This is a genomic window from Caballeronia ptereochthonis, assembly GCF_001545075.1.
Classification (GTDB): domain Bacteria; phylum Pseudomonadota; class Gammaproteobacteria; order Burkholderiales; family Burkholderiaceae; genus Caballeronia; species Caballeronia ptereochthonis.
The window spans coordinates 53168-66603 of record NZ_FCOB02000016.1 but is presented as its reverse complement, the minus strand read 5'-3'; the positions used below and the strand labels follow the sequence as shown (position 1 = coordinate 66603).

Annotated in this window: 12 protein-coding genes; 2 read left to right on the top strand and 10 right to left on the bottom strand. The window is 66.3% G+C overall.

The window, feature by feature from the left end; genetic code table 11:
• Positions 1 to 16 precede the first annotated feature (16 nt).
• The 9 genes from AWB83_RS17970 to pxpB form a co-directional block, all read right to left on the bottom strand.
• Positions 17 to 2233 (bottom strand): polysaccharide biosynthesis tyrosine autokinase, encoded by a 2217-nt coding sequence (locus AWB83_RS17970; RefSeq protein WP_087046969.1) that lies wholly within the window; start codon positions 2231 to 2233, stop codon positions 17 to 19.
• Positions 2230 to 2667, bottom strand: coding sequence for an arsenate reductase/protein-tyrosine-phosphatase family protein (locus tag AWB83_RS17965; RefSeq protein WP_087046968.1), 438 nt, complete (start codon positions 2665 to 2667; stop codon positions 2230 to 2232). The genes AWB83_RS17970 and AWB83_RS17965 overlap by 4 nt, the downstream gene beginning before the upstream one ends.
• Positions 2664 to 3839 (bottom strand): polysaccharide biosynthesis/export family protein, encoded by a 1176-nt coding sequence (locus tag AWB83_RS17960; protein ID WP_374729123.1) that lies wholly within the window; start codon positions 3837 to 3839, stop codon positions 2664 to 2666. Before AWB83_RS17960 ends, AWB83_RS17965 begins: the two co-directional genes overlap by 4 nt.
• 16 nt (positions 3840 to 3855) lie before the next feature.
• Positions 3856 to 5250, bottom strand: a complete 1395-nt coding sequence (locus tag AWB83_RS17955; RefSeq protein WP_087046967.1) for an undecaprenyl-phosphate glucose phosphotransferase — start codon at positions 5248 to 5250, stop codon at positions 3856 to 3858.
• A gap of 534 nt (positions 5251 to 5784) precedes the next feature.
• Entirely contained in the window at positions 5785 to 6741 is a 957-nt protein-coding gene (locus AWB83_RS17950; protein WP_087046966.1) for a DUF979 domain-containing protein, read from the bottom strand.
• Positions 6738 to 7457, bottom strand: coding sequence for a DUF969 domain-containing protein (locus AWB83_RS17945; RefSeq protein WP_087046965.1), 720 nt, complete (start codon positions 7455 to 7457; stop codon positions 6738 to 6740). The genes AWB83_RS17950 and AWB83_RS17945 overlap by 4 nt, the downstream gene beginning before the upstream one ends.
• 135 nt (positions 7458 to 7592) lie before the next feature.
• Positions 7593 to 8342 (bottom strand): 5-oxoprolinase subunit PxpA, encoded by a 750-nt coding sequence (gene pxpA, locus AWB83_RS17940; RefSeq protein WP_087046964.1) that lies wholly within the window; start codon positions 8340 to 8342, stop codon positions 7593 to 7595.
• Between the two features lie 68 nt (positions 8343 to 8410).
• Positions 8411 to 9451: a 5-oxoprolinase subunit C family protein gene (locus AWB83_RS17935; protein WP_087046963.1), complete on the bottom strand. Its 1041-nt coding sequence runs from the start codon at positions 9449 to 9451 to the stop codon at positions 8411 to 8413.
• Complete coding sequence (gene pxpB / locus AWB83_RS17930; protein WP_087046962.1) at positions 9448 to 10101, bottom strand: 5-oxoprolinase subunit PxpB; 654 nt, start codon at positions 10099 to 10101, stop codon at positions 9448 to 9450. Before pxpB ends, AWB83_RS17935 begins: the two co-directional genes overlap by 4 nt.
• Before the next feature lie 186 nt (positions 10102 to 10287).
• Here pxpB and AWB83_RS17925 point away from each other — a divergent pair, with 186 nt between their 5' ends.
• Complete coding sequence (locus AWB83_RS17925; RefSeq protein ID WP_087046961.1) at positions 10288 to 10800, top strand: winged helix DNA-binding protein; 513 nt, start codon at positions 10288 to 10290, stop codon at positions 10798 to 10800.
• On the opposite strand, the gene AWB83_RS17920 is transcribed toward AWB83_RS17925, so the two are convergent.
• Positions 10797 to 11438: a 5-formyltetrahydrofolate cyclo-ligase gene (locus tag AWB83_RS17920; protein ID WP_087046960.1), complete on the bottom strand. Its 642-nt coding sequence runs from the start codon at positions 11436 to 11438 to the stop codon at positions 10797 to 10799. The two genes, AWB83_RS17925 and AWB83_RS17920, sit on opposite strands and share 4 nt — an antisense overlap.
• A 19-nt stretch (positions 11439 to 11457) precedes the next feature.
• Between AWB83_RS17920 and AWB83_RS17915 the strand changes: the two genes are divergently transcribed.
• On the top strand, positions 11458 to 13425 hold the full coding sequence (locus AWB83_RS17915) for a lytic transglycosylase domain-containing protein (protein WP_087046959.1): 1968 nt from the start codon (positions 11458 to 11460) through the stop codon (positions 13423 to 13425).
• The last annotated feature ends 11 nt before the right edge of the window (positions 13426 to 13436 follow it).

Genomic DNA, 13436 nt, shown 5'->3' with positions numbered 1-13436 from the left:
CGTGTGGCGCGACAGGTCATTCGCCGCGATTCGCGTATTGGGAGAAGGCGCCGTAGGCCATGCCGCGCGGCGGCGTATCCGTGAGCAGCACGCCATCCACCTGGACGCCCGCGCTGACGAGCTGATGCCTGGTCTGGACGAGTTCGGCGGCGCTATGGCTGCCGTGACGCGCGACGAGCAGCGTCGCGCCAGCGTGCCTGCCGATCAGCGCGGAATCGGTGACCGCCAGGACCGGCGGCGAGTCGATGATCACGAAGTCGTAACGCGCGCGCAGGTCGTCGAGCACGCGGGCGAAACGCTCGCGCATCAGGAGTTCCGCAGGCAGATTGGGCGCGCTGCCGCCGGTGATTACGTCGAGTTGCGCAAGCGCGTCGTGATGGATCACGGCATCCGGCTCGACGCCGGCGAGCAGCTCCGCGAAGCCTTGCTTGCGCGGCAGCGCGAACATCCGGTGGAGATCGCCGCGCCGCATGTCGCCGTCGATCAGCAGCACGCGCTGGCCGCCCGCGGCGAGCACGGTCGCGAAGTTCGCCGCCACGAAAGACTTGCCGATGCCGGGACGAGGACCGGTCACCATGATGACGTTGTTGCGCGGCGCCAGGACGCCGAACTGCAGCGCGGTGCGCAGACTGCGCAGCCCTTCGACGGCAACATCGTTCGGCGACAGATCGGCAAGCACGCGCGGCTTGGTCGGCACATGCCGGCGCGAAAGCTGAAGCGCCGCCTGCTGTTCCGAGTGCGAGATGATCGCGTAGACCGGCAGGTCGATCGCCTGCTCGATTTCCGCGGGCGTTTCGAGGCCGCGATTGAACATGCGCCGCCCGAGCGCGAGCGCGCAGCCGGCCATGAATCCGAACACCAGGGAAAGCGCGATAGTCAGCGCCTTCTTCGGCGCGACCGGCTTCTCCGGAATCACCGCGTAGTCCACGGTGCGTACGTTGCCGAGCTGTCCAGCCTTCAGCACGCGCAACTGCTGCGTGCTGTCGAGCAGATTCGTGTAGAGATCGTTGCTGACCTTCACGTCGCGCAGCAGGCGCACGGCGTCCTGCTGAACCGAGGGCAGCGCGCCGATCTGCTTCTCGAAGTCGCCGGACTGGCGCTGCAATTCGCCGATGCGCGCATCGATCGCCGTGACCGACGGATGCATCGCGGTATAGCGCTGCACGAGGTCGGCGCGCTGCTGCTGCAGCTCGACGATCTTCGAACGGTTATCGACGACCGACTGCAGCAGCAGCTTGCTCTGCTCTTCCAGATCGACCGCGCCGTTGCGCGCGCGAAATGCGTTGTAGCGGGCTTCGGCCCGATCGAGGTCGGCGCGCAGCTGCGGCAACTGATCGCCGAGGAACGCGAGCATCTGCTGCGCCTGCGCGGACTTCCGGTCGACGTTGCGCTGCACGTAGAGCGTCGCGATGGTATTGACCGTCGTCGTGACGCGTTCAGCATTCGCGCTGTCGAGCGACATGCCGATGATCCCCGACTGCTTGGTCTTCTCGGCGATCTTGAGATCCTTTTGCAGATCGGCGACGGTCTGCTGCGTCGACGCGCGCTTCAGATCGAAGCGCGTGCCGGGGCGCGCGAGCAATGACATCACCGTCAGCCTGATCGGGCCGGCGCTGCCGCGGGCGGTTTCGGTTTCGCCGACGCGGCCGCGCAGAATCGTCGTGCCGTCGGGCGAGCGCAATTCGTAGCGCTCGCCGTCGCCGGCGATCAGCGTGAAGGCCTGGTCGTATTGCCGTGCCGGCACGTCGAAGGTAGAGACGCCGATGCGCTCGCCGCCCCATGCGTAACCGCCGAGCCGGAGCGGCGCGCGCGCGAGCGCGTCGCCGGCCGTATAGCGCGCATACGGCGCGCCGACGAGCGGAAAGTAGTGCGGACGCGCATCGATATCGAGATGCAGTCGCGTGACGGCATCGCCGATCACACTGCGCGAACGCATCAGTTCGATTTCGGCGTCCGTGCTCGCCTTGTTCTGGAACAGCGCCGCGAGGTCGCCCAGCTTGTCGTTGAGCGTGCCCGAGCCGCTGTCGTCGTCGACCTGCACGAGCACGTCGGCGCGATAGGTCGGCGTCCCGAGGAATGCATACAACGAGCCGGCCGCCAGCGTGCACGCGGTGACGAGCGCAATGAGCCCGCGGCTCTCGCGCAACACGGCGAAAATCTCCGAGAGGCGGATTTCGTCGTCACCGGCTGCGGGGACCGGGTGCCGGGAAGGTTGGAGGAAAAGATCGTTCATCGTTGTTCCGCGAGCGTGCGGGTCCATTGCGAAATGCCCTGCCGCATCTGGGCGAAGGCCAGGTCGAATATCGCGCGATGGCGCTTGTAGGGATCGGTGACATCCGCGCCCTGTTCATCGCACAGGCGGAACACCTTGCCGCGCGTCGATGGCCAGGCGGACTCGACCCATTCGCGCTGGGCTTGCGTCATCGTGAGGATCAGGTCGGCGGCGTGGGCGAGGCCTGCGTCGAGTTGCCTCGCGACATGCGAGTCGAGCGCGATGCCATGAGCACCCGCGAGATCGGCGATGGCCGCGTTCACGGGCTCGCCCACCAGCGCGTGTGTCCCTGCCGACTTCACCTCGACTTGCGGCATCGCCCGCGCGAGCAGCGCCGCCGCCAGCGGGCTGCGGCAGATGTTGCCCTCGCAGACCATCAGCACAGAGCGGATCATTTCGCGATCACTCCGGCGGTGAGCCCCGCGTTGATAAGCGGCATCAACAGGCTGATCACGCGGTTGAAGCGCACAAGACCGCTGCCGTCGACATAGACGATGTCCTTAGGCTGCAGCTCGAATTCTTTCGCCACGAGCATCGATACCGGCGAGCGGCTGTCGAGATGGAACACGCGCGGCGCGCCGTCGCGCGAGCGGATCACGAACATCTGCGCGGTGTCGGCGGTGTTCGAGTTGATGCTGCCGGCCTGCGCGAGCGCATCGGCGAGCGAGAGCCGGCCGTCGCGGCGCGGCAGCGCCGAGCCCGGCTTGTTCACCTCGCCCATCACGTAGACGTCGTTTTCGTCGCGCGACGTGACGCGCAGGAGATCGCCGGCCTTGAGATACAGCCTCGACGGGCTGAGCCCCTGCGCCAGCAGCTGCGGCACGTCGATGCGGTGCGATGCGCCTGCGCGCACCAGCACGACATCGCTCTGATCTGCGCTGTCGCTGAAGCCGCCGGCGCGCGCGATCGCATCGTAGAAGCTGAGCGGCACGTCGGTCAGCGAGAGCGCGCCGGCGTTGTGGACTTCGCCGTCGACGTACACCTGGCGCGAGCGGTACGACGCCATGCGCACGGTGACTTGCGGCCTGACGAGATACGTCGAAAGCGCGGCGGTCAGCCGCTGCTGAATCTGGTCGGTGCGCAAGCCGGCGACGGCGAGCTTGCCCGCATAGGGAAACTGCAGATTGCCGTTCTGATCGACGACGAAACCGGACGCGGGATCGCTCGGTTTCGCCGATGCCTGGTTCTGCGCCGCGCCGAGCGCCGCGGCGAATTCAGGGTGATCCCACACGACGATCTGCAGCACGTCGCCGGCGCCCACCGTGTAGGTGTCCGGCGCGCCGAAGAGCCGTTGCGCCTCGTCGTCCTGTCGATTCCTGCGCTCCGCGGCGAGGCGCTTCACGAGACCGAGATCGAGCTCCGTGATGGGAATCGCGGGTGTCGCCGCGGTGGCTTCGACGTACGGGCCGTCGGCCTGATTCGCCGCCGCGCCCTGGCTGACCGGCATACGAAAGCCGGGCGCGGACGCGCACGCACCGAGCAGGCCGGCGAGCGCGAGCGCCGACGCCGCCCGGGGAAACGAAGCGCGCCGCATCGTCTGGCGCATGTGCTTTATCGAGTACTTCATGGTGTGGTCCTGCGGGTCAGTACGCATTGCGATGAACGAAGCCCCGCACGATGGTCAAGAGCACGATGCGCATGTCGAGCGCGAACGACCAGTTGCTGAGGTAATAGAGATCGTGTTCGACGCGCCGCTGCATCTTCTCCACGGAATCCGTCTCGCCGCGCAGTCCGTTGATCTGCGCCCAGCCGGTAATGCCTGGCTTGATGCGGTAGCGGTGCACGTAGTCATCGACGAGGTGCTGATAGAGCGCGTCGTGCTCGATGGCATGCGGGCGCGGCCCGACGACCGACATATCGCCGCGCAGCACGTTGAAGAACTGCGGCAGCTCGTCGAGGCTCGTGCGGCGCAGGAACGCACCGATGCGCGTGATGCGCGGATCGTTGCGCGTCGCCTGCACGAGCGTGCCGTCGTCGTTCGCATGCACGTGCATCGTGCGGAACTTGTAGATCTCGAAGGGTTGGCCGTTCGCACCCTGGCGCCGCTGCCTGAACAGCACGGGCCCGGGCGACGACAGCTTGACGGCGAGCGCGATCGCGATGAGCAGAGGCGCGCTCGCGACCACCGCGCAGGCGGCGAACACGAAGTCGAACAGCGCCTTGCTGACGGCATGCGCGGTGAGCGGCGCGGCGACCAGATCGATTGCGAGCGCGCCATCGAGATCGACACGCTCGCCGTGAAAGCGCGCGACATGACGCACGTCTGGCAGGAAGCGGATGTTCAGCAGGTCGTCGCGGAAAACGTCGAGAAAGCGCAGCAGCGTTTCTTCGTCCGAGAGCGGCAGCGCGAGCCACAACTCGTCGATGCGATGCGTGCGCACATGGGCGGCGAATGTCTCGATGTCGTGAAAGAGCGGGACGCCCGCCGCCTTCGCGCCGGAGTGCGGGTGCACGTCGAAGAGCGCGCGGACGCTGCATGCCGGATCCCGCATCGCCGTGATGCGGCGCACGAACGCCGCGCACCGTTCGCCACAGCCGACGACGGCCACGGAAGCGAGGCCGGGGCGCCGCGCGCCGGCGATGCGGTCGACGACGCGGCAGACGATAACGCTCGCCGCCGTCAGCGCGCCCAAGCATGCGAGCCGGTCCATCGAAGGCGCGTATTCGGGATTCATCCATTTCACGATGCCGACGGCGCCCGCTTCGCAGAGCACCCAGCCGAGCGCCGGCAGGAACACCGCGCGCCACGCGGATGGGCGGCGCGCCGGACGTCTGAGGTAAGAACCGGACAGCAGGCTCCACGCGAAGACGATCGCGAAGGCAGCGACCGCGCTGTCGTAGCCGGCGGCGGTGCTATTGCCGCAGAGCCGTTGAGTGGCCATCGAGCAAGCCGCGACGACGATCGTTTCGAGCAGGCGAAGCAGCAGGTGGGGACCAGCGGGCAAGGCGAGCAGATGGGAATAACTCGGCAAACGCATGACGGGAATCGATGACGGAGGCCGGCTTGTCGAAGTCCGCGCGATGAGCGCAGGAGGGAGAGCCGATGTCCTCGGTCAATTCAGGAAACACGCGATCGGAGCGTCGTTTGCGGTTTGCGCGACGCGTCAGGCGCCATACGACATGAAGGGATCACGCGGTGCGGTCAATGCAGCCATGCGGTCCAAGCTCCGATCGGAACGAGCGAGAGTCTCCCCGATAGGTGCATGTAGCAGCCATAGGCGGTGTCTTAATTAGCCGGGGTCAGATGATGACCTTTGAGTGTCATCGAAACCGGCGAAGTCGATCCTGTGAGGCAGGGAAATCGTGCGTCGAATAAGGCGGGGAAACGGCAGCGAATGTCTCAATCAAACTGCGCTGAGACACCAGTGTTGTGATGAGGGAGAGGAGACGGATCGTCGCGGCCGCCGTGACACGGCGCGAGGCGCGCATGCGCGGATTCGGTCCGCGACATGCGCATTGCAGGAAGGGATGCGCGTGCGGAACTCATCGCGAGAACGCGCGCCGGGATGTGCTCAAATGAACATCAGCCAGTTCAACAGAAAGATGTTCACGATCATGAGCGTCAACGCAGTCGGCACTTGCACCTTGATCACCGCGTTCTTGTCCGGCAACTCCAGCAAGGCGGCGGGCACGATGTTGAAGTTCGCGGCCATCGGCGTCATCAGCGTGCCGCAGTAGCCGGAGAACATGCCGATCGCGGCCATCGTCGCGGGATTGCCGTGGAACACGCCGACGAGAATCGGAACGCCGACGCCGCCCGTCATCACCGGGAACGCGGCGAAGCCGTTGCCCATCACCATCGTGAAGAGCGCCATGCCGACCACGTACACCGCCACCGCGACGAGCCGGTAATCCATGTTGACGTAAGCCGTCGTCACGTGCGCGACCGCCTTGCCGACGCCCGCATCCGAGAACACGAGACCAAGCATGCCGAGCATCTGCGGCAGCACGGCGGCCCACGAGAGCGCGTCGATGAGCCGCCGCGTCTCGCGCATCGACTGGCCGACGGTGTCGCGCGTCATCACGCACGCGATGGCGAGCGCGATCACGCAGCCGATGCCGAAGCCGATCAGCGTCACGTTCTTGAGCTCGATCAGCGGCGTGCCTTCGAACACGAGATACTTCGCGCCGAGCGTGACAATCACGGTCACGACCGGAATCGTCAGCGCGGGCACGAAGAGCTTGTTGCCGAGCCGCACGGCGCTCTGGCGGCGCGTTTCCTCGGAGAGCATCTTCGGCTTCGCGCCGGTGACGCCGCCCAGGCCCGCGATCAGCGCCATCGCCACGACGAGCATGCCGACCACCGTCACCGGCAGCCAGTCGCCGACGAGGAAGATGAGCGCGTAGATCAGCCAGAAAACGCCCGTGGACAGCCGCCGCGGATGCGACTTGTCCGTGAGGATCATGCCCGCGACGACCACGAGCACGATGCCGACGAGATAGAAGAGATAGTTGATCGTGAACGTCATGCTTTCTCTCCCGCGACGTTGCGCGTGAGCGCGTCGAGCTCGCGCGCGAGTCTGCGGTCCAGCAGCCACAGGCGGAAGCCGTGGATCAGGAACGCGCAGATCGCGGTGGGAATGCCCCACACGGCGACGTGCATCGGCTCCACGACGATGCCCGCTTCCTTCAGGAACGTGACCATCAGCACGATCGCGCCGAACGCGACGAAGATGTCCTCGCCGAAGAACAGGCCGACGTTGTCGGTCGCCGCCGAGTAAGCGCGCAGCTTGTAGCGCACCGCGTCGGACAGCTTGCCGTAGCGCGCTTCGGTGGCGCCTTCGGCCATCGGCGCGAGCAGCGGGCGCACCATCTGCGGATGGCCGCCGAGGCCCGTCAGGCCGACCGCGGCCGTGATTTCACGCACGAACAGATAGACGATCAGGAGACGTCCGGCCGTCGCCGCCTTGATGCTCGAAATCCACATCTGCGCGCGCTCGCGCAGGCCGTGGCGCTCGAGCAGGCCGATCACCGCGAGCGGCAGCAGGATGATGAGCGGTATGTTGCGCGTCTTGAGAAAGCCGCTGCCGATCGCGGTCAGGATTCGCTCGACGGGAAAATGCGCCGCAAAGCCGGTGATGATCGCCGCGGCCGCGACGATCAGCATCGGATTGAAGCGCAGCACGAAGCCCACGATGATGACGGCCACGCCGATGAGCGGCCATAGATTGACTGGGGTTGCCATGAGTTCTCCAAACGAATCAAACGTCACGCCTCGAACCGGGCGCGTGGTTTTACGACATGCGGCTCTTTTCGCCTGCGACGGCCGCTTGCTAAAACGCCCCGGTTTCGCGGGGCGTTCTATCTTTCGACTGCGGCGTCAGGCGGTGGCGTGGGCGGCGCGTACTTCGATGCCCGCATCGGCGAGCGCACCGCGGATGCGCCGCGCGAATGCCAGCGCATGCGCGCCGTCGCCGTGCAGACAGATGGTCTGCGCATTGAGCGGCACCCATTCGCCGGACACGGCCTGCACGCGCTGCTCGCGCACCATCGCGAGCGTGCGGTCGAGCACGAGGTTTTCGTCGTCGAGCAATGCGCCCGGCTCCTTGCGCGGCACGAGCGAGCCGTCCGCGCGATAGCCGCGATCCGCGAACACTTCCTCGATCGCGGTCAGCCCCGCGCGCCGCGCGGCTTCGACGAGTCCGCTGTTCGCAAGCCCGAAGACGAGCAGCGACGGATCGAAGTCGTGCACGGCGGAGACGATCGCATCGGCGATTTCGGGGCTCTTCGCCGCCTGGTTGTAGAGCGCGCCGTGCGGCTTCACGTGCGCGATGCGCCCGCCTTCCGCCTGCGCGATCGCCGAGAGCGCGCCCAGTTGGTACAGCACGCCCGCGTAGATTTCCTCGGGCGGCAGGTTCATTTCCTTGCGGCCGAAGTTCTCCGGATCGTTGAAGCTCGGATGCGCGCCGATGGCGACGCCCTTCTCGACGGCCCAGCGCACGCAATCGCGCATCGCGGTGGCGCCGCCCGCGTGCCAGCCGCACGCGATGTTCGCGGAACTCACGAGATCGAGCAGCGCTTCGTCGGAGCCGCAGCCTTCGCCGAGATCGGCATTGAGATCGATTTCCATGATGTCTTTTGCGGTCGTTCCGTTGAGTGTTGAATGTGATGCGCCGCGTCTGTCGCGCGGCTTTCGATTCAGGAGCCGGCGCGCGCGATGCGTTCCTCGTGCATGGCGATCGCGGTTTCCACCTGACCCACGTACTGCCGTTCCTCCGCGAGCGCACGCCGCGCCTCTTCCACCGAGGCTTCGATGAAGCGCACGCCGCCGTTCAGCCGCACCTGCGCGAGCTTCCACAAATCCGCCTTGATGACCGCGCCGATCTTCGGGTAGCCGCCCGTCGTCTGCGCATCGCCCATCAGGACGATCGGCTGGCCGTTCGGCGGCACCTGGATCGTGCCCGGCAGCACCGCGTGCGACAGCAGCTCGATCTTCCGGCTGCGCTCGAGCGCCGTGCCCGCGAGGCGAAAACCCATGCGGTTGCTGTTGGGCGTGATCGTCCATTCCTCGTTCCAGAAATCGCGCTGCCCCTGTTCGCTGAAGCTTTCGTACTCGGGACCGCGCAGCACGCGGATCGGCGCCGCCCACGCGAGGCCCGGCGAATGGCGTCCGCGCCGCACGGGTTCGTCGACGAGCACGAACTTGCACCAGGCGGGCGCCTTCACGCCGAACGCGGGTTCCTCAGGCGAAAACGCGATGCCCTTGTGCGGCTGCGGCACGCCAACTGGCAGGCGGTCGCCGTCGCGCAGCGCGCGTCCGCCGAGACCGCCGAAACACGCGGCGAGATCGGTTGAGCGCGAGCCGAGCATCGGCAATACGTCGATGCCGCCCGCGATGCACACATAACAGCGCATGCCGCGCTTCGCCGCGCGCAGCGTCAGCTCCTGGCCCGCGCGCACCGGCAGGCTCCACCATGAATACACCGGCTTGTCGTCGAGCGTCGCGCCGAAATCCGTCCCGGCGATGGCGATGCGCGTCGCCTGCTTGAAGCGCAGCACGGTCGGCCCGAAGGTCACTTCAATGCCCGCCGCGTCCGGCCTGTTGCCGACGATGCGATTGCCGACTTCGAGCGACAGCGCATCGAGCGCGCCACCCGAGCTCACACCTAGATGGCGATAGCCGTGGCGGCCCAGGTCCTGCACCGAAGTCAGCACGCCTGCGCGAATCACGTCGATCATGCTCGCACCTCCAGCGCGCTGAAGCGCACGCGGTCGCCGGGCTGCAGGAGCGTCGGCGGATTTCTGGCCGGATCGAAGAGCCTCAGTTCGGTGCGCCCGAGCAACTGCCATCCGCCCGGCGAGGTTGCGGGATAGATGCCCGTCTGCGCTCCGCCGATGCCCACCGATCCCGCCGGCACCTCCAGCCGCGGCTCGGCGCGGCGCGGCATGTGCAACGCGGGATCGAGCCCGCCGAGATACGCGAACCCCGGCTGGAAGCCGAGAAAGAACACGATGTATTCGGCCTCGGTATGACGCTTCACGACCTCGTCGACGGACAGGCCCGTATGTTCCGCGAGCGCGACGAGATCGGGGCCGTCGGCGCCGCCGTAGCGCACCGGAATCTCGATCTCGGCGCCTTCCGCGCCGGTTGCCTGCGCGGTGTCCCAGCCGCTTTCCAGCTGCGTGGCGAGCGTTTCGTAATCCGCTACCAGCGGATCGAACACGATCGTCAGATTGTTCATGCCCGGCACCACCTCGACGACATGCGGCATGAGGCGCGCGTGCTCCGCCAGCGCCCAGATGCGGCGCTGGCAGTCGAGCGTGGCGGGCGGCGCGGCTTCGCACACGAGCGCGGTTTCGCCCAGCGGATAAATGCGTGGTCTTGTCATGCCTCTGATTGCCTTTGCGCGCGCGAAAATTGCTGGATCGAGCGACCTTCGCGCCGTCGCAGAATGGTACATTGTCAATAAATTATCAAGAAATTATCAATTCACGTTTTCTCCGACGCGCTCCGTCTGCTCGCAAAAAAGACGTTGCGCCAATAAACTTCAACGCATTTCTCACCGTTCGATACCATGCCGCGCCATCCCACGAAGATTGTCTCGTCCGAGCATCTCGTCTCCGAAACCAGCGCGGAACTGTCGGAGTTCGAGTACGGCCTCATCATGGCGGGCAACGCGTTCAATCGCTGGATGGTGCGCTGCATGTCCGCGGCGGGCGCGAAGGACATGACGGCGGTGGAAGTGTCGCTGCTGCATCACGTGAGCCATCGCGACCGCAAGAAGAAGCTCGCCGACATCTGCTTCGTGCTGAACATCGAGGACACGCACGTCGCCACGTATGCACTCAAGAAGCTCGTCGCTCGCGGCTACGTGCAAAGCGAGAAGACGGGCAAGGAAGTGTTCTTCTCCGCGACCCCGGCGGGGCGCGAACTGTGCGGCAAGTATCGCGAGGTGCGCGAGGCCTGCCTCATCGCCACGCTGCGCGAGAGCGGCCTCACCAACGAGCAGATTGGCGAGGCCGCGCAGTTGATGCGCAATGCATCCGGTCTCTACGACACCGCCGCGCGCGCGGCCGCCTCGCTCTAGTAAGTCGCCGCTTCGGTGACGATCGCGTCGAGCGGCATGTCGTGCGCCTCGCGCGGCAACGCGCCGCACTTGCCCGATTCGTACGCGATGCCGATGGTCACCGGCCGTTTCGCGTCCGGCCACGCGGCGAGCGTGCGATCGAAATAGCCGCCGCCGTATCCCAGCCGATAACGGTCCGCATCGAAACCGACGCACGGAATCAGCAGCAGGTCCGGCACCACGACTCTTTCTTCGGCGGGCACCGGAATCCGGTAGCGGCCTTCCTTCATCGGCGCGTCGGCGCGCCAGGCGTGGAAGACCATCGGCGCATGCGGCTTGACGACGACCGGCAGCGCGGCTTCGCGCGTCGTGCCGGCGGCGAGCCAGTGCGCCATCGCGTCGCGCGCGTCGAACTCGCCCGCGACGGGCCAGCAAAAACCGATGCACGTCGCCGAGTGCCGCGCGAGCACTTCCTGAAGACGCTTGGCGAGCGCCTCGTTCTTCGCGGCTTGTCCGGGCTGCTCGCTCTGCGCCTCGCGGCGCTCGAGAAGTGTTGCGCGCAAGGCGCTTTTCGGTTCGCTTTTCCGCTCGCTCTTGGGTTCCACGCAAACGTTGCGTGCTATGCTTTCCTCCGATCTCAGGACCCGGTTCAAGACCATTCGCGCTCCAGAAATAAAGATGTCAAAACGCCTCAACCGAGTATATCTCGCGGTCGGTACAGCCCTTGCCGCGGTGACGCTCGTCGCTTGTGGAACGGCTTCCGCCGTTCGTCCCGACGCCGATTTCTCGCCTTCGTCCGACGACCGCATCTTCATGCAGCTGCGCGATGCCGCGCGCACGAACGATGCCGGCAAGGCCGCCGCGCTCGCCGCGCAGATTCCAGACTACCCGGCGCCGAGCTATCTCGAATACTTCACGATCAAGCCGCAGCTCTTCGATTCGCAGGGTCACGCGCGCATCGACGCGCCCGACGCGCCGGTGCTCTCGTTCCTGCAGCGCTACGACGGCCAGGCGATCGCCGATCGCATGCGCAACGACTATCTCGTCGTGCTCGGCAGCCGTCACGACTGGAAGAACTTCGAGCAGCAGTATTCCCGTTTCGTTCTCAACGACGACACGCAGGTCAAGTGCTACGCGCTCGAAGCGCGCCTGTCGCGCGGCGAGAATGTCGCGGATGCCGCGCGCGCATTGCTCGTCGAGCCCAAATGGTACGGCGACGGCTGCGTCGACCTGATCGGCGCGCTCGCGGAGTCGGGCCAGTTCACGAGCGACGACATCTGGCAGCAGATTCGCCTCGCCTACGAGCAGAACTACACGACGACGGGCGCGAACATCGTCGAGGCGCTCGGGAAGGAAAAGCCGAAGGACTCGCTGCTCGACGACGCCGTCAACAAGCCGCCGCTCTACATCGCGCGCGGCGTGATGCCCAACACGCCCGCGCACCAGCTGACGCTGCTCGCCATCACGCGCATGGCCCGCAACGATCCGGCGATGGCCGCCGCCACGTTCAGCTCGGTCGCGCCGAGCCTCACGCCCACCGAGCGTGCGACCGGCTGGGGCACGATCGGCTACCAGGCGGCGATCAAGCGCATGCCGCCGGCGGCGGACTGGTATCGCCTGTCGGCGAATGCGCAATTGTCGAATCCGGCCTACGAATGGCGCACGCGCAGTGCGCTGCTCGTCGGCGACTGGAACATGGTGCGCTGGTCCATCGAGCAGATGCCGCCCACGCTGCGCAGCCAGCCCGCGTGGGTCTACTGGCACGCGCGCGCCGTGAAGCAGGCCGGCGACACGGCCACGGCGAATCAGGAATTCCAGACGATTTCCGACCAATACAATTTCTACGGCCAGCTCGCGCTGGAAGAACTCGGCCAGAAAATCACCGTGCCGCCGCGCACGACCGTCTCCGATGAGGAAATCGCGCAGATGCAGTCGGTGCCGGGCTTCGCGCTCTCGCAGCGTTTCTACGCGCTGAACATGCGCCTCGAAGGCAACCGCGAGTGGAACTGGCCGCTGCGCACGATGACCGACCGACAACTGCTCGCCGCCGCGCAGTACGCGAAGCGCATCGAGCTGTTCGACCGCACCGTCAACACGGCCGACAAGACGAAGGCCGAGCACGACTTCACGTTGCGCTATCTGTCGCCGTTCCGTGACATCGTCGAGCGCGATGCGCAGAGCACCGGCCTCGATATCGAATGGGCGTACGGCCTGATCCGCCAGGAGTCGCGCTTCATCATCAACGCGCGCTCGGAAGTCGGGGCGGGCGGCCTCATGCAGCTGATGCCCGGCACCGCGCAACTGGTCGCGAAGAAGATCGGTCTCGGCCCGGTGTCGCGCGCGCAGATGAACGACATCAACACCAATATCCTGCTCGGCACGAATTACCTGTCGATGATCTACAATCAATTCGACAACTCGCCCGTGCTCGCCACCGCCGGCTACAACGCCGGTCCGGGCAGGCCGCGCCAGTGGCGGCAGGATTTGCGCGCGCCCGTGGAGGGCGCGGTTTTTGCTGAAACCATTCCGTTCACCGAGACTCGCGATTACGTGAAGAACGTGCTGTCGAACACCGTCTATTACGCCGCATTGTTCGAGGGCCGTCCGCAGTCGTTGAAGGCGCGTCTGGGCTACATCGCTCCCTGACGGCGTCTTGA

What these genes read in the sequence shown, in the direction of transcription:
- AWB83_RS17970 (WP_087046969.1), bottom strand. Translation starts at nt 2,233, where the DNA reads ATGAACGATCTTTTCCTCCAACCTTCCCGGCACCCGGTCCCCGCAGCC.
- AWB83_RS17955 (WP_087046967.1), bottom strand. Translation starts at nt 5,250, where the DNA reads ATGCGTTTGCCGAGTTATTCCCATCTGCTCGCCTTGCCCGCTGGTCCC.
- AWB83_RS17945 (WP_087046965.1), bottom strand. Translation starts at nt 7,457, where the DNA reads ATGGCAACCCCAGTCAATCTATGGCCGCTCATCGGCGTGGCCGTCATC.
- pxpA (WP_087046964.1), bottom strand. Translation starts at nt 8,342, where the DNA reads ATGGAAATCGATCTCAATGCCGATCTCGGCGAAGGCTGCGGCTCCGAC.
- AWB83_RS17925 (WP_087046961.1), top strand. Translation starts at nt 10,288, where the DNA reads ATGCCGCGCCATCCCACGAAGATTGTCTCGTCCGAGCATCTCGTCTCC.
- AWB83_RS17915 (WP_087046959.1), top strand. Translation starts at nt 11,458, where the DNA reads ATGTCAAAACGCCTCAACCGAGTATATCTCGCGGTCGGTACAGCCCTT.
- AWB83_RS17950 (WP_087046966.1), bottom strand. Translation starts at nt 6,741, where the DNA reads ATGACGTTCACGATCAACTATCTCTTCTATCTCGTCGGCATCGTGCTC.
- AWB83_RS17960 (WP_374729123.1), bottom strand. Translation starts at nt 3,839, where the DNA reads ATGAAGTACTCGATAAAGCACATGCGCCAGACGATGCGGCGCGCTTCG.
- AWB83_RS17920 (WP_087046960.1), bottom strand. Translation starts at nt 11,438, where the DNA reads ATGGTCTTGAACCGGGTCCTGAGATCGGAGGAAAGCATAGCACGCAAC.
- AWB83_RS17965 (WP_087046968.1), bottom strand. Translation starts at nt 2,667, where the DNA reads ATGATCCGCTCTGTGCTGATGGTCTGCGAGGGCAACATCTGCCGCAGC.
- pxpB (WP_087046962.1), bottom strand. Translation starts at nt 10,101, where the DNA reads ATGACAAGACCACGCATTTATCCGCTGGGCGAAACCGCGCTCGTGTGC.
- AWB83_RS17935 (WP_087046963.1), bottom strand. Translation starts at nt 9,451, where the DNA reads ATGATCGACGTGATTCGCGCAGGCGTGCTGACTTCGGTGCAGGACCTG.